The sequence below is a fragment of the Bremerella cremea genome (assembly GCF_039541315.1).
Classification (GTDB): domain Bacteria; phylum Planctomycetota; class Planctomycetia; order Pirellulales; family Pirellulaceae; genus Bremerella; species Bremerella cremea.
The window spans coordinates 2,910,449-2,926,177 of the sequence record NZ_BAABFZ010000003.1; the positions used below are offsets into that span (position 1 = coordinate 2,910,449).

Below are 15,729 nucleotides of genomic sequence, written 5' to 3' on the forward strand. Positions count from 1 at the left end.
CTTGAGCGTCATCGTGAAAAAAATTTCTCATCAGCCGTTATTCCGTATCTCAAGCTGCTTGTTGCTAGCACTGAGCGTGTTCGTAACCGAGCAGTCTGCCGATGCGCAAACAACCGTGGCCCCTGCCCCGGTGACTGGTTCTTCGGCCGGAGCTTCAATCTCGGGCTGGGATCCCTATTCAACGGCACCTCAGTACGGATCTTATGGGCAAGCGGCGCCCACCTACAGCGCCCCGACCTACGCAGCTCCGCCGACTTCGAGCTATCCTCCGCCGAGCAGTTTCCCGCCGGCTCCTTCTGCGCCACCGCCGAGTTTTTCGACGGGACCCAACTCGCTTTATCCACAGCAGCCACAGCCGCTTTATCAGCCGGCTCAGCCATTCGCTTACAACCAGCAGGATTTCCAGATCCCGTATGAACGCTTCATGGAAAACCTGGCGTTCAAGACGACCTTTCTGCCGAAGTTGAGCAACGACCCGGACACGCTGCAGATCCAGGACTTCGAGACCTCGGTCACGGCATTGTTCCCGAACTTCCTGTTCAGCGAGCATCCGCTGCTGGTGACTCCGGCGTTCGTGCTGCATTTGTGGGATGGTCCTTCGACCGGTGTGCAAGACTTGCCTGCCAATGCTTACAGTGCCTACTTGGACCTGGCTTGGAATCCGGAACTGACCCCGCGACTATATGCGGAACTCGGGTTCCGCGTGGGTGTGTATACCGACTTCGAGACCATCAACTCGGACAGCCTTCGTTTGCAAGGTTTGGGCGTCGGTAATATTCGCCTGACACCGACGATGACGTTGAAGGCAGGGGCGGTCTATCTCGACCGTATGGATACCAAGATTCTGCCTGTGCTCGGGCTGCTGTGGGAACCAGATAGCCTGACGCGATTCGACATTACCTTCCCCTACCCTCGCTTGTCGAAATACTGGACGACGGTTGGCGACCGGAAGGTGTGGTGGTATGTCGGTGGCGAGTATGGTGGCGGCAGTTGGACCATTCATCGGTACGACTTCCCCACGATGGACGACGTTTCCGATCAGATCGACATCAATGACTACCGCGTCTTCGTCGGTCTGGAAGCGACCCATCCGAACCGCCTGCGGGCCTATGCCGAAATCGGCTACGTCTGGGATCGAAACATCCTGTATCGATCGCCGACGGTTCCGAACCTGAAAGTTGACGACACCTTGATGATCCGGGCCGGGTTCAATTTCTAGGACGAGTCTTTGAAGCTACCAGCAATCTTCGCGACGTGTTGGCTTGTGGTGTGCACATTGCTATTGGGCAATGGCGTACACGAAGCTCGCGCGCAGATGCAGCCTTGGGCTCAGCGAGAATTCGGGAAGCTCGACAACGATTCGTTCCAACCGATTCAGCGGATTCCCCCCACGGAAGTCTTTCCGAACAACTATCCGCTTTCGCAGTTCAACAGCAATCCTTCTTTGAGCAATCCGGATGGTCCGGCCTATCGACTGGCCGAGAATCCTCCCGAGCTGAGCACCTTGTCCGACGATGTCGAAAAGCAAGATGCATTGTTTCTAACCGAAGATGAGGTCTTCACCTCGCGACCGAAGCTAAGCCCTGCGAAGAACGGCATTCTGCAGTCGCTGGCGATTCAAAGTACCTGGATTGCAGGCAGTGGCGACAACATTGGGATGACCGAAGTGAGCGGCAGTGCCACGCTGGGCTTTCCAGCCCCGACTCGCGAATCGCCGCTGTTGCTGACGCCGGGCTATGGCATGTATTTCCTGGTCGGACCTGACTCGATCCAGGCCCCGGCTACGCTGTATCAGGCTTACCTCACCACGCGTTGGATGTCGCAGCTTTCGCCCAAGTGGGGAACCGTACTCTCAGTCACCCCGGGCGTTTACAGCGACTTCAAGCGAACCGATGGCGACGCGTTCCGAGTCAGCGGGATGGCACTGCTCTCGTACCAATGGACCGACACGGTTCAGTTCCTGCTGGGTGTGGTGTACTTGAACCGCGAAGACTATTCGGTCCTACCTGCCGTCGGTTTAATTTGGACGCCCGACGACGATCACCGATTGGAACTCACTTTTCCTCGGCCTCGTTATATGCAGTTGTTCAACTACGGCGATGGGCACGAAGACTGGTGGTATGTCTCTGGTGAGTTCGGTGGAGGCACCTGGAGCGTCGAGCATCCGATTGGCCAGAACGACGACTTGACCCTCAGCGACTACCGCGTGCTGATTGGCATGGAGCGGAAGTCGGACGGGGGTGGCAAGTCGTTCGTCGAAATCGGATATGTCTTCGGGCGAAAGCTCGAATACAAGTACGATCCTGCTACTCTCGATATGAGCGACACCATCATGCTTCGCAGCGGATGGTGGTACTAGGCAGCGAATTCGCGGCCTAGTTCTTCTTACGCTTCTGCTGCTTCTCGAGTTCTTTCTCCAGCAGCTTCATGTTCCGGCGATTGGCTCGCCAAGTCACGTCGATCAGGTCACCAACCAGCGGAACCAGACCCACCAGGAAGTCGACCAGCACGTTGCCGACCATCTTCACCAAGGTCCAACGACTCGCACCGAGTCGATAAGCTTCCCACAGGAAGTAGGCCGAAACGGCGGTGGTAGCCGTATCACCGACGAATGGGATCAAACCGATCACGGCATCCCAACCGAGGGTGATTTTGGTACCTGGCACGGTAACCGCATCGTCGAACAATCGGGCGATCGTTCGCAGCCTGGCGACCAGCTTTTCGCGATCGTCGCTGGTGAGCGATGACTGAACCTTATTGCCAGCTTTGCCGACTTCGTCAGGATACTGCGGACGACGTGGCATTAGCCGAGACGTATTGGGGGATAAATAGCGAATACTCATGGCTTTCTACCGATTCAAAAGGGGCTGCACGAAAGCGTGCAAAAGAATCAGAAGCAATCGCTATACCAGCACGGCCGAATGTGACCGAATGAATCGTGGCGAGTGAACGTAAATCGCCTCGCTTCAATAGGTTGCAATGGTCTATGGCTGCCATAGATTACCGCTGGGTGGCTGGCAACCAACGGGTGCAGATCACTCAGGCATTGTTGCGAGAACTGCCAACGTGACAGCAACCAGCGATGGGATCGCTGCCACCAGCACGATGCAGGTGCCGCGGGCAAACCCAGATATTTTGCCAGGCAAAAGTGTCGCAACGACAACCGATAACAGAGGTCCAATCATCGGCAGCCAATAGCTGACCAGAGGGACATCGCTGAACGAATTGACGTGGGCAATCAGAAGGATCCCGCCCAGGTAGGTCGTTAAAGTCAGCCCTAGGCCCCCCAGCAGACCACGCCGCATCAGCATACCGCCAATTACCAGACCGAGCGAACCGCTAAAGGTAAGCCCAGCGATCTGGGCGAAGCGAAGGCTTTCGGAGAGTGCCACAACAATCGCCACCGCTAAGCAAGTTCCCAGCCAGACGATCGCAAACGACCAGCGACCTCGATCGGTGGCCCATTCGGTCGTGCATGCCAACAGCCAGGCCCCCGCGCACCAGCACGTCAGGTAAACGGGGTACGAAGGAGAAAGATCGTCCCAGGTCGGCATCAACATATAGCCGACGCCACCGACGACCCCAGCGTAAGCCAACGGCAGAAGGCCGAACCTGACGATTGCAAATCGTTGAAAGAAACCGACCAGCGTGGCCACCACGGCGGCAATCAAAACGCCGAGCGGTAGCCATTCGTAATGGGCCTTGGGAACTAACGGCCCCAACTCCAGTTGAAAGTATCCGATCGCTGCGGCGGCAATCAGCGGGATGGCGGTTTCCAGAGGGATCGCCATCGGAGCGGCAATCTTTGTCGTTGCCTCTTCGGAGGTTTCGATAGACGGAGCCGTATCGAACCAAGAGACAATCCACGACAATACAAAACGAAGCCCGGTCGCCGCCAGAAGCGGGACGACCAGGCTCCAGATCAGATCATTCGACGAGAAAGGCATCGTGGGTTACTTACCAACCTTGATCGTCATGGTGACATCTTTATGAACCTTGTCCGGGCTGTAGGTCATGCCGAACTCGGTACGGTCGATGACGAACTCAGCGGTCAGATTGACTTCCTTACCGATGGTCACAACGGCTGGGAAGGTGATCGACTTGGTTTCGCCCAGCAGTGTCAGGTCGCCGGTGATGTTGAACTTGCCGTCGTCGCCTGCTTCGATCTTCTTCGAGACGAACTTCGCTTCTGGGTGCTGACGGACATCGAAAAAGTCGGGGCTCTTCAAGTGGTTGGTCAGCTTTTCAAATTCAGTTTCAATCGAAGCGGTTTCGATCGTGACCGAGACTTCCGAAAGCTTGCCGTCCGCAGCCTTGGCGGTGCCAGTCAGCTTGCCGAACTTACCGGTTCGTGGATCTGGCTTGTCGCCGACGTGCGTGCCAACAAACTGAACCAAGGTATTGTCCGGAGTCAAAGCCGTTTCTACCGGGCCGGTCGCTTCGGTCGAAACAGTTTCGGTCGGTTCAGCCTTCTTCATTTCGGCGCCAGCTTCGGGAGCAGGCTTTTCATCCAACAGGCCTTCGACGGAATCGGCGGGCGTTGGTTGGGCGGCCGCGGCTGGATCGACTTCTTCCGGCTTGGCTTCTTCTTTCGGAGTTTCCGCCGGGGGAGCTGGCTCGGCCTTCGGTTCTTCCTTTGGCGGTTCCATCGGAGCCACTTTTTCGGCCGGCTTGGTCATCTCTTCCTTCGGAGCTTCTTCCGCAGGCTTCACGTCTTCTGCCGGAGGAGGCATCGTTTCGTTGGAAACTTCCGGGGCAGCCGTTTCGTTGCTGCCAGTCGTTCCAGGTGTGGTCTTGCCTTCAGGTGGCTTGCAGCCCAGGCAGGCAATCGTAAGTATTAGCACTAAACCCATTAAACGCATCGTCTCATTCTCCGTTGTTGCTGTGGTTTCGAGTGGCGAGGTGGGGAGCCTCGCAGGTGTGTATCATTCGCTGCGGGGTGTCGGAGCAATTGGTCATGCTCCATGCAGCATTAAACCATAGGTCCCGATTCGTTTCCATTCGCCGAGAGATCCGACAAATACTGCGACGCGTCGATCGGAGCGTTGCAGTGGAAGTTCTCGCACACATAAACTTGTGCCGCACCGTTGTGTGCTGTCTTTCCCGCTTTCATCGAGTTCAGCAACGGGCTTTCTGGCTCATCGTCAAGAGCAACGGCAACCAGTACTCCAGGGGCATAGGTTCGCGCCAATTGTCGGACGAGCGGTTCGATCTCCGCACGATCGCTCGCCGCGATCACGATCTCGCGCGAGTTGCTTTCCAGGTAGTGATGGGCGATCAACAGTTGACCGGCCGCGAAAGGATGCTTCTGCAAGACATCGGCCCCAGCGGAAATCGTTTCGTTGGCCAACGCCAGATACGATTCGTTGCCGAGCAGTCGTCCCAGTTTCGCCAGCACCAGCGCTGCCACGCCATTGCCGCTGGGGACGCTGTGATCGTAGAAGTCTTTGTTGCGGGCAATCAACGCTTCGTGATCGTCGGCCGTGTAGAAGAAGCCACCCTGGTCGTCGTCGTAGAAATGCTCGATGGCCTGATCCACGAGTGTCTTGCACTCGACCAGCCACTGCTCGTCGAAGGTCGCTTCATATAGGGCGAACATCGCCGCGGCGAGATAAGTGTAGTCATCGAGATACGCGGCCAGTTTGGCTTTGCCATGGCGATAGGTGTGCAGCAGTCGGCCTGCTTCGTTTCGCATGTCTTGCAAGACAAAGCGAGCGGCCTTTGCAGCGGCGGCGATGTAGGTGGGTTCGGCAAGGGCAGCACCGGCGCCAGCCATCGCTTCGATCATCAGGCCATTCCAACTGGCGAGAATCTTGTCGTCCTTGCCTGGGCGAATGCGATCGCAGCGAGCATGGAACAATACTTCCTTGCCGCGATTCATTTCGTCACGCAGTTCTTCCTCCGAAGTCTCCAGCAGCCGGGCATACTCGGCCAGCGGCTTCTTCAGTCGCGGAATGCTGTGCCCCTCGAAGTTGCCAGACTCGGTGATGTCGTAGACCTGGCAGAAGCGATCCGCAATGACCGGATCGCCCAGCAGTCGATGCACTTCCGCTGGAGTCCAGACATAAAACTTGCCTTCTTCCCCTTCGCTGTCAGCATCTTCGGTGCTGTGGAACCCACCACGTTCGTCGGTCATGTCCCGCAGGATGTAGTCGCACGATTCGCGGATGACTCGGGCATAGTTCGGGTTGCCGGTCAAGCGATAGGCATCGACGTAGTTGCCCACCAGCAGGGCGTTGTCGTACAGCATCTTCTCGAAGTGCGGGACAAGCCAGAACTCGTCGACGCTGTAACGAGCGAACCCGCCACCAAGATGATCGTAGATGCCGCCCATCGACATCTTGTCGAGCGTTGTCGTGACCATCGGCAAGACCGAGTCGTCTTGCGATTGATGGTAGTAACGCAGGATCAAGTCGACATTCATCGTATGCGGAAACTTCGGAGCCGATCCGAATCCGCCGTGCGTCGCATCGAACGATTGTCGCATCTGATCGATCGCCAACAGGATGCGGCCTGGGGCGATCTCGCCCGATTCGCTGGTGCCTGCTCCGATCATCTGCAAACGCTCGGTCAGAATGCCGGACTGCTCCAAGACTTTGTCCTGGCGGTTCACCCACGCATCGACCACCGCTTTCAAGACCTGGTCGAAGCCAGGCATGCCACGACCGGCAGTCGGCGGCCAGTACGTTCCGCCAAAGAACGGTTTGAGCTCGCACGTCAGAAAGACCGACATCGGCCAACCGCCATGCCCCGTCAGAAGCTGCACGGCGTTCATGTAAATCTGATCGAGATCAGGCCGTTCTTCCCGATCGACCTTGATGCTGACGAAGTGCTCGTTCAGGTAGTCGGCGATCTCTTGCGACTCGAAGCTTTCGTGCTCCATCACGTGGCACCAGTGGCAAGCCGAATAGCCGATCGAAAGAAAGATCGGCTTGTTCTCTTGCTTGGCCTTGGCCAGTGCTTCTTCCCCCCACGCATACCAATCAACAGGATTGTTGGCATGCTGCAGGAGGTAGGGGCTCGTTTCGTGGGCGAGTCGATTCGGCATCGTTCGAAATTCCTTTCGCGCGATCCTTCGCCGCGCGGATAGTAGGGCGCGGGTTCGTTCTATCGGAACGAATGAGACGGAGCAGGGAACTCGCCTGATTGGACCTCTTCGCAGTATTGGCGAACGGCATCGGTAACTGTTTCGCGAATTTTGGCGTACTGTTTCACAAACTTCGGCACATGGCCTTCCGTTAGACCCAGCATATCATTCAGCACCAGGACTTGCCCGTCGCATTCTTTGCCGGCACCGATTCCGATGGTCGGGATATCGATCATCTTGGTGATCTCGGCGGCGTCGGTCTGCGGAATGCATTCCAGCACGATGCTGAACGCACCGGCATCCGCCGCGGCCCGAGCATCGTTGAAGAGACGGTCTTGATCGCGTTGAACTTTGTAGCCACCCATCTGATGCACCAACTGCGGACGCAAGCCAATGTGGGCCATCACCGGAATCCCGGCGTTCACCAGACCCGAGATCACCTCGGCCTGATCGGCTCCCCCTTCCAGCTTGACTGCTTGGGCACCGGTCTCTTTGAGAATCCGGCCTGCGTTGCGGATGGCTTCATGGACCCCTAAAAGGTTCGACGGAAATGGCATATCGACGATGACCAATGCGTTGCGAACCGCTCGGGTCACCATTTCGGCATGATAGATCATCTCGTCCAGGGTGACCGGAATGGTCGAATCGTGTCCCTGAACGACCATCGATAGGGTATCGCCCACCAGGATGGCATCGACCCCAGCTTGATCGACCAAGCTGGCCATCGGATAGTCGTAAGCTGTTAGTACGGTTAGCTTTTTGCCTTCCGCTTTCCGTGCGACGAACTGGGGAACGGTGAGACGCGATTTGCGTCGGGGGGGCGTGGACATTTGCCTGGGCCTTCTTCATTGCAAGTTTCGAACCTGTCAGCACTTATTTTCGCGAGTGCACTTCCGGGCGGCAACCGCTGCCAACGGGGAGCCCCGTGAAATTTCCAGACGGACACGCTTTGGTTTAGGCGAGTTCGGCACGCAACTCGCGGTTGAAAGCCCAGTTTCCTCGTGGGTAGGGGGCGGTTCGAATTGATTGGCAAATTCGCCATGAAGCCGTTATTCTGAACGATCAACTCCCTCTCCGCGCTTATCTCCCCCTCCGGAACCAGGCAGGATTCTCATGCTTCACCCGATTGTTCGACTCTGTTCGTCTGTCTCGCTTTGCCTCGCGGTAGCCTTCGTGGCGTCGTCCGCTTCGGCTCAGAACCCCAACCAACCGCCACAGCAGGGAATGCCCAACTTCCAAGGGAAGCCAGGCCAGAAGCAAGAGAAACTGAACCTGACTGGAACCTTGACCGCCGCCCAAGCCCCGCTGATTAAGGTGAAGCCGGAAAAGGGAAACACCGAGTGGACAATCCGTGTCGAATCGAAGCCGGACGAAATCATCGTCCGTGGTGAAGCCGAAAAGGAATGGGTCCGCCCTGGCATGTTCGTCATGTTTCAGGCCACCCTCGACAAGAAGGGTTTCGGCCAAGAAGCCGTGAGCGAAGTAAGCGTTTTCACCCCTACCCCGCAGATCGAACTGGGCGTGACCAACTCGTCGCTGCCAACGCTGACCGAACAAAGCTCGGAAGCGAGTGATGAAGAAGTCTCGAAGTACACCGTCGTCGGACGCCTCAGTGGCGTGGCCCGAGATGGCAAGTGGAGCGTGACGGCAGGCCGAGCCAAGGTGACAGTTGAAGTCGCGGAAGATGCCAAGGTCTCGGTCGAACTTCCAGACCCACGGTTAATTCGCATTGGCGACACCGTGAAAGGTACCGTCATGTATTACAACGAAGGCGCCGGCATCATGAAGGGCCAGGTCGAAATCGAAGCCTCCCAGCCGTTCGCCGCCCCGGAAGATCCCAAGAAGGCTCGCCGCAATCGCCGCGAACGTGACGACGACGGTCCCGCCAAGCCCGAAGAAGCCAAGAGCATCTTTGACATGTAATCGATCGCTCGGCGAACGAAACCAATCCAGGAGGAGGCTTCGCGGCCTCCTCGTTTGCTGCGCGAAACAAGAAACCATCCACCATCGCGGATCGTCAGACTGGTACGCCACCCGACCAGAATGGTTGTCTGGCAGGCAATTCCTACACCGCGAGCGTTCTTCCGATGGTTCACCAATCAACTTGGATCTTTCGAGCCGGAGTGGTTCTGGCAGTTGGCATCGCCGTGGTGGCGATCTTTCAAGTAGCGCATTGGGTCGGTCCCTTCGGCATAGTTTCGACCCACCCGGGTTCTTCTCCACGGATCGTACGTACTTCGCCGCGGTACGATGGCGTGAAGATCGAGCCATCGCCGGCTACCTCATTTCGGTTCGTGGAGTGCGGCGAAGGAATGGTCATCAATGACGTGACGATCTATTTGGATGGCACCGTGGTGTACTCGAGCGTCTTTCTCGGTAATGGCCCCAACCCGCAGCCCAACACCAAGGCAAAACTCGCTCCTGAAGAAGTCCAGGCGTTTTGCGACGTATTGAACGAGATCGAGTTCATCAATCTTCCTGACAGTTACAGCACCGATGTCGTTTGTGGGACATCGATCTACTGCACGCTGCAAATCGGAACCATTCGCAAGGAAGTTAAGTGCGACAACCTCTTTCCTGACGAGGTCATGAAGATCACGCAGTTTCTGGAAGCGAAGGTGCTGCCCAAGGTGCAACCTCCTGGTTTACCGTTGACCGGCAGCACGATTCTGTAGAAGTCGATTGTTTTCCCCGCCGGTGGTGAAACTCGTTGCGATGCCGCGCAAGGTGCTTTATCTTTTGTCTGTCAGATGAATCGAGAACGATTAACTCTGACTGGTATCCTCTTCGCGCGCTGTTCAGGTTTGTCCTCGTGATGAAAACTGCCCTTCTTTCCTTCGATTGTCCTTTCGCCATCGTGCTATGGACCACCTTGCTGGTCGTCGGCTGCGGCGATCCTGCTCAGCAATCGCAAGAGGTCATGGTGGGCTCGCATCTGTTGATCTCGCATCCGGTTTCGCAAGCCAGCGAAGCCGAGCTGTTCAAAGGAGAGCCAGTGACCATCGAGCCGAGTGAGGAGTTCTATTTAGAGTACGCCTTGGGAAGCGGCGACGATGGCTACGACATCTTGAAGGTGCACGGCGATGGTGCGTCGCTTTATACCTACTGGGACAAGGGTGCCGAGAAACTTCGCCAGAAGAAAGAAGAATTCACCTTGGATGCCGATCAGGTGAAAGCGATCTGCGACAAGATCAACCAGTCGCAAATTGTCACGCTGGGCGACGAGTATCTGGCCGACGTTCCTTCCGGCAAGCAGATCGCGTTGACGATCGTTTCAGGCGACTACGAAAAAGAAGTCTATTGCGACAGCCACTTTCCGCCACCGGTCGTTGAACTGGCCAACTATCTGGAAGTGAGCGTGATTCCGAAGAAGGAATAACGCAATCGGATCGCGGGAAATCTGACCTGCGCTGGGCGACTTCGCCACTTTCAACTGGAAACGGAACTCGATTGCAGAGACAATCGAGAACGTCACACGCAGCAGGAATGCTTTCTAGCTGAACGTGCTGACGCGCGGTTTCCCCGCTCGATCGAATCGATCACGCCCACCTGATCATGCCCTCCCCGAAAGGTGTTTGCATCATGCGAACGAACTGGTTGCTGCTAACCTTGCTTGGATTGTGCTGTGTCCCTGGCCTTGCTTGGGCCGACGAAGCGAAGCAGCCGAACATCATTCTGATCATGTGCGACGACATGGGGTTTTCGGATGTTGGGGCGTATGGCGGAGAGATCGAAACGCCCAACATCGATCGCCTGGCAAACGAAGGGATGCGATTCCGAACCTTCTACAACAATGCCAAGTGCGAACACACACGCGCCTCGCTGCTTACTGGGCATTGGTGGCATCATGTCGGGGCCTCGGCCAATGTGGTTTACTCGGCTCCGACCTTTGGCGAGATGATGCGCGACGTGGCCGGCTATCGCACTTTGATGGTCGGTAAATGGCACGCAGGGCAAACACCGTACAAGCGAGGCTTCGATCGTTACTACGGTCTGACCGACGGGTGCTGCAACTTCTGGAACCCAGGACATGCTCGCGAAGATGAACCAGAGCCGGCCAAGAAGAAGGTGCGTCGCTGGGCAATCGATGATCAAGAGTTCCTGCCTTACACGCCGGAAGACAAGGACTTTTACACCACTGATGCGTTCACCGACTATGCGGTGGAATACCTAGAGACTTACAAGGAAGAGACGAAGCCGTTTCTGCTGTATGTGGCTTACACCGCCCCGCACTACCCGATGCACGCCAGCGAAGAAGATATCGCCAAGTACCGTGGCAAGTACGGAGAGATCGGCTGGGATAAGCTGCGAGAGCAACGCTTCGCCCAGCAGCAGAAGCTCGGCGTGTTGCCGCCAAACGCGACCCTTTCGCCCCGAGATCCAGGCCTTCCTGGCTGGGACGAAATTCCCGAGGCAGACCGTGATTGGTGGGACCTGCGTATGGCAACCTATGCCGCGATGATCGATCGCATGGACCGCAACATTGGTCGAATTCTGAAGAAGCTCGACGACGTTGGGAAAGCGGACAACACGGTCATCTTCTTTCTGTCGGACAATGGTGCGTGCGAAGATTCTTCGGATCGCTCGACCGTCAAGCGTTCGATGCCGTGGGAAGTGACCAGCTACTTGACCCAGGGACGCAACTGGGCGAACGCCTCGAACACGCCGTATCGAAAGTACAAGACGACCGACTACGAAGGTGGCACACGTACGCCGATGATTGCCTGGGCACCGGGACGTATTCAGCCAGGCAGCTTCACCGATCAGGCCGGTCACCTGGTCGACTTCCTGCCGACGATGCTCGATCTGGCGGGCGCCGATATCGAGCACGACCTGCCCGGGGTTTCGCTCGTCGATGCTTTGCAAGGAAAAGCTTCGCCGCGACCAGGGCCGATCTATTGGCAGTTCGGCAAAGCCCAAGCGATTCGCGATGGCGATTGGAAGTTGGTGAAGTACGGAAAGACCAATTGGGAATTGTACGATCTGGCCAGTGATCCCACCGAGCTGAACGACCTGGCAGCCACGCAGCCGAAGAAGGTCGAGCAGCTTAATGCCCAGTGGCAAGCATGGTGGAAAGACAAGGGAAAATAACCGCAACGCCAGAACCTTTCGTAGCAGGCGGTGTCTGCCCAGCTAAACGCTTTCTACAAAGGATTCAGGTGATGCATGGCTTCCGGTAATTTGGTTCGACGCGACGCGAATCGTCTCGAACTGCTGCGGTCCGACGATATTCCCGTCACAGTATTTGCCAACGAGCAAGTCCCGATCGAACCTGTTGCGGTGGCTGAACTTCAGGCAATGCTCGAAGTTCAAGAAACCGCTCAGGCCGTCTACCAGGCCTGTCCGGATCAGTTTCATACCGAGCCACGTCTTCAGAAGGTCGCCGTCACGCCAGACTTTCACAAGGCGAGTGGCATTCCGGTTGGCACGGTGCTGCAGACTGAAGGCTTCGTCATTCCTCAGGCGATCGGCAACGACATCAACTGCGGCATGCGGTTGCATCTGACTGACCTCTCGGCCGGCAAAGTCGAGTCGCACGCCGACGTCCTAGAGACCACGTTTCGCGAAATGTACTTCGAGGCAGGCCGACGGATTCCGATGCAATGGAAGCACCGGGAGTCGCTTCTGCTCGATGGGATTCGCGGCCTGTTTGATACGGTCGATTCAGCATTCGACGACGGTCTTTGGAGCTACTTCCATCGAACCGATCGGCAAGAGACGCTGGCGAGGATCGATCGAGCAGGCAGTTTGCCAGCAGCGAAGATCGTGGGACTCGAGAGCTTCTTAGGTGAGCCGGACCGTGTGCATCGTGACAGCCAGATTGGTTCAATCGGCGGCGGGAATCACTTTGTCGAGATTCAGCGCGTCGAGCGGATCATCGAGCCGCAGATCGCGCATGCCTGGGGACTTCGGCCAGGACAAGTGACTGTGATGGTGCACACAGGGAGCGTGTCGATCGGCTACGCCAGCGGCAGCCACTACCGCAGTCAGCTTCGGACGCACTACCCTTCTTCGCTACTGCATCCCGCCAACGGAATCTACGTGTTGCCGCTCGCTTCGCCGCAGGAAGGGACGTTCTGGGATGCCATGCACAACGCCGCCAACTTCGCCTTCGCCAACCGGATGTTCCTGGGGCTGATGGCATGGGCGAGCCTGGAGAAGGTGTTAGGGGAAGTCGCCTTTCCACTGCTGTACGATGCCCCGCATAACATGATCTGGCCCGAGCAGAGTGACGGCCGCACGGTCTATGTGCATCGGAAGGGAGCTTGCCCGGCCCGCGGTTTCGAGCAGATGGAAGCGACGCCGTTCGCCTACTACGGCGAACCGGTGTTGGTGCCTGGTTCGATGGGGGCCAGTAGTTATGTCCTGGCCGGTAACGGGCTAGAGGATGCCATCCACAGCGCTGCCCATGGAGCCGGCCGACAGATTTCACGCGGTGCTTCGATGAAGAAGTACGACCGCGAGTTCGACGAATTCATGAAGGCGTTTCGCGTGGTGACCCCGGTCGACTTTCGCCGACAAGAGATCGCCCGACGCCGTGATATTGCCGCCAAGAAGCTGGCCGATTTACGGCAAGAGGCCCCATTTGCCTACAAAGGAATTGGCCCGGTGATTGAAACGATTGAGAACGGTGGCCTGGCTCGGCCAGTTGCGGAACTGCGGCCGATTATGACCATCAAAGGGTAACGGTGGCTTCACGAAAAAAGCCACCGGCGACAACCGGTGGCTTTGGGTAGTTTGCTTGGGAATGAATCCGTGGACTTAGCCCATCTGGATTTCGTAACCCTTGCGGCTTTCTCGCGACAGGAACGAGTTGGCCTGATCGTCGCCAACGACTTCGCGCTTGTCGGCATCCCAGTTGAGTGGGCGACCCAGACGCATGGCGATGTTCGACAGATGGCAAACTTCGAGCATGCGGTTGTGCGACCAAACGTCCGACACTGGCTGCTTGCGAGATTCCATGCTTTCGATGAAGTTCACGCTGTGGTTGGCAGGAACCTTGCCACCGTAGACCAGTTCGATCGCGTCGTCGGCGAGCGGCTTCTCCTTCAGGTCTTCAACCGGCTTACCAACGATCTTGCCACGGTTCACGAAGAAGCGACCTTCGGTTCCTTCAAACAGGATGCCGTTGTCACCTTCGCTGGTGATGATCATTTCGACATCGTTTGGCATGTCGGCCTGGATCTTGAACTTGGTGGCCACGTTGTAGCGATCGTGGACGACTGGGTTGCCGTCTTTGTATTCGCAGGCCAGTTCGTATTCCAGAGGCGTGACCTTGCTTGGGCCGCTGTCGGAAGCACCCAATGCCCAGCATGCGATGTCGACGTGGTGAGCGCCCCAGTCGGTCAGCTTACCGCCAGAGTATTCGTGCCAGTTACGGAACGAGTAGTGACCATTGCTATAGAGCGGAACGCCGCCGCCGTATCCCTTGCGCATTTCTGGCAACGCGCGGTAGTCGACCTTCTCGGCTGGGCCGAGCCAGAAATCCCAGTCCAAGCCGGAGGGAACTTCGGCGACGGGAATCTCAGGTGAACCGGTCATGCCGTTGATACCGCAGGTCACCTTCTGAACCTTACCGATGCGGCCGTCGCGGATCATGGCGATCGCTTGCAAGAAGCGGCTGTCGCATTCACTACGCTGCATGGTTCCGACCTGGAAGACCTTGCCGGTTTCCTTGACCACCTTTTCGATCAGCTTGCCTTCGGCGATGGTCAGCGTCAGTGGCTTTTCGCAATAGACGTCTTTACCAGCGTACATCGCTTCGATGGCGATCTTGGTGTGCCAGTGGTCTGGCGTGGCGATCATGACGGCGTCGATGTCGTTGCGATCGAGAACCTTGCGGTAATCTTTGTACGAATCAGGCTTCTTACCCTGCTTCTTTTCGACCTTGGCGACGTTGTCTTCCAGGATACCGGCGTCAACGTCGGCCAGGGCAACGAAGTCGGCGAATGGAATCGTCTTCGAGGTGATCGTCCAGCCTTGGTTACGCAGACCGATTGTGGCGAACTTGGGGCGGTCGTTGGCATTCTGGAAGCCGAACGCACGTTGCGACGATGGGATGATGATGGTGGCGGCACCAACAGCGGCCATGCCCTGCAGGAACCGACGTCGCGAACTATGGCGAGAGTTTGACATGAGCTAGGAATTCCTTTGAGGAAGCATAAGGAAGTGCTTCACGAATAGGGTGGGTGGGGTGAAGTGCCAGGCGGGAAGGTTTCAGACGCACACCAGGAGAGACCAAATGGCTTCCCGTAAGCATTTCATTCTAGTCAGATTTAGATAGCCAATTATATCAAAAATCGGCAGCAGAGGGCACTTTCCGGGGGTAGGTAACCGGCGAACCCAAGGCCACGCCATTTGATTTGCATGGAAGAAAAGGTTTTGTAAGCATTCGCCATGGCTACTTTGTTTTTGGCCTGGAATCTGACCCGAGGCGGGCACAATTTCCGATTTAAATTCTAGCCGTTCATCGGCTAACGCTTTGGCTGTCACGATTGGAGATCGTTGTCGTTGGCTTTGAAAGTGATTGCGCGAGCAAGCTGCGAGTAGGACCAGACGCGATTGTGACATCTGTCTTCGGTGATGCATTTTTTTCAGAAGATATATGGCGGGGCCCTCTGGTTGGTGGACACGTTACTGCT

General features: G+C 56.9%; 13 protein-coding genes. 7 read left to right on the forward strand and 6 right to left on the reverse strand.

The features are described 5' to 3' along the window. Window positions 1-13: 13 nt before the first annotated feature. On the forward strand, window positions 14-1,219 hold the full coding sequence (locus ABD890_RS14155; protein WP_345090522.1) for a hypothetical protein: 1,206 nt from the start codon (window positions 14-16) through the stop codon (window positions 1,217-1,219). 96 nt (window positions 1,220-1,315) lie between these two features. Beyond that, window positions 1,316-2,359, forward strand: a complete 1,044-nt coding sequence (locus tag ABD890_RS14160) for a DUF6268 family outer membrane beta-barrel protein (RefSeq protein ID WP_345090525.1) — start codon at window positions 1,316-1,318, stop codon at window positions 2,357-2,359. Window positions 2,360-2,375: 16 nt separating this feature from the next. Here the strand turns inward: ABD890_RS14160 and ABD890_RS14165 are convergent, their stop codons facing one another. The 5 genes from ABD890_RS14165 to panB form a co-directional block, all read right to left on the reverse strand. Further along, the gene (locus tag ABD890_RS14165; protein ID WP_345090528.1) at window positions 2,376-2,843 is read right to left on the reverse strand and encodes a DUF4112 domain-containing protein; all 468 of its coding nucleotides are present in this window, start codon (window positions 2,841-2,843) and stop codon (window positions 2,376-2,378) included. Between the two features lie 192 nt (window positions 2,844-3,035). After that, entirely contained in the window at window positions 3,036-3,947 is a 912-nt protein-coding gene (locus ABD890_RS14170) for a hypothetical protein (RefSeq protein WP_345090531.1), read from the reverse strand. Window positions 3,948-3,953: 6 nt separating this feature from the next. Next, entirely contained in the window at window positions 3,954-4,862 is a 909-nt protein-coding gene (locus ABD890_RS14175; protein ID WP_345090534.1) for a YceI family protein, read from the reverse strand. A 110-nt stretch (window positions 4,863-4,972) separates the two neighbouring features. Further along, window positions 4,973-7,048 carry a thioredoxin domain-containing protein gene (locus tag ABD890_RS14180; protein ID WP_345090537.1) on the reverse strand — a complete coding sequence of 692 codons (2,076 nt, stop codon included), beginning with the start codon at window positions 7,046-7,048 and terminating at the stop codon, window positions 4,973-4,975. A 59-nt stretch (window positions 7,049-7,107) separates the two neighbouring features. Further along, complete coding sequence (panB, locus tag ABD890_RS14185) at window positions 7,108-7,917, reverse strand: 3-methyl-2-oxobutanoate hydroxymethyltransferase (protein ID WP_345090540.1); 810 nt, start codon at window positions 7,915-7,917, stop codon at window positions 7,108-7,110. Window positions 7,918-8,200: 283 nt separating this feature from the next. Between panB and ABD890_RS14190 the strand changes: the two genes are divergently transcribed. The 5 genes from ABD890_RS14190 to ABD890_RS14210 all read left to right on the forward strand — a co-directional run bounded on the left by ABD890_RS14190 (window position 8,201) and on the right by ABD890_RS14210 (window position 13,774). Beyond that, the gene (locus ABD890_RS14190) at window positions 8,201-9,010 is read left to right on the forward strand and encodes a hypothetical protein (RefSeq protein ID WP_345090543.1); all 810 of its coding nucleotides are present in this window, start codon (window positions 8,201-8,203) and stop codon (window positions 9,008-9,010) included. Window positions 9,011-9,399: 389 nt separating this feature from the next. Next, a complete protein-coding gene (locus tag ABD890_RS14195; RefSeq protein WP_345090546.1) occupies window positions 9,400-9,762 on the forward strand; it encodes a DUF6438 domain-containing protein in 363 nt (120 codons plus the stop codon). Window positions 9,763-9,902: 140 nt separating this feature from the next. Continuing rightward, window positions 9,903-10,466: a hypothetical protein gene (locus ABD890_RS14200; protein WP_345090549.1), complete on the forward strand. Its 564-nt coding sequence runs from the start codon at window positions 9,903-9,905 to the stop codon at window positions 10,464-10,466. 203 nt (window positions 10,467-10,669) lie between these two features. After that, the gene (locus ABD890_RS14205) at window positions 10,670-12,178 is read left to right on the forward strand and encodes an arylsulfatase (protein WP_345090552.1); all 1,509 of its coding nucleotides are present in this window, start codon (window positions 10,670-10,672) and stop codon (window positions 12,176-12,178) included. 75 nt (window positions 12,179-12,253) lie between these two features. Next, on the forward strand, window positions 12,254-13,774 hold the full coding sequence (locus ABD890_RS14210) for an RtcB family protein (protein ID WP_345090555.1): 1,521 nt from the start codon (window positions 12,254-12,256) through the stop codon (window positions 13,772-13,774). Between the two features lie 75 nt (window positions 13,775-13,849). Here ABD890_RS14210 and ABD890_RS14215 read toward each other — a convergent pair whose 3' ends face one another. Further along, a complete protein-coding gene (locus ABD890_RS14215; RefSeq protein WP_345090558.1) occupies window positions 13,850-15,223 on the reverse strand; it encodes a Gfo/Idh/MocA family protein in 1,374 nt (457 codons plus the stop codon). Window positions 15,224-15,729: the final 506 nt, after the last annotated feature.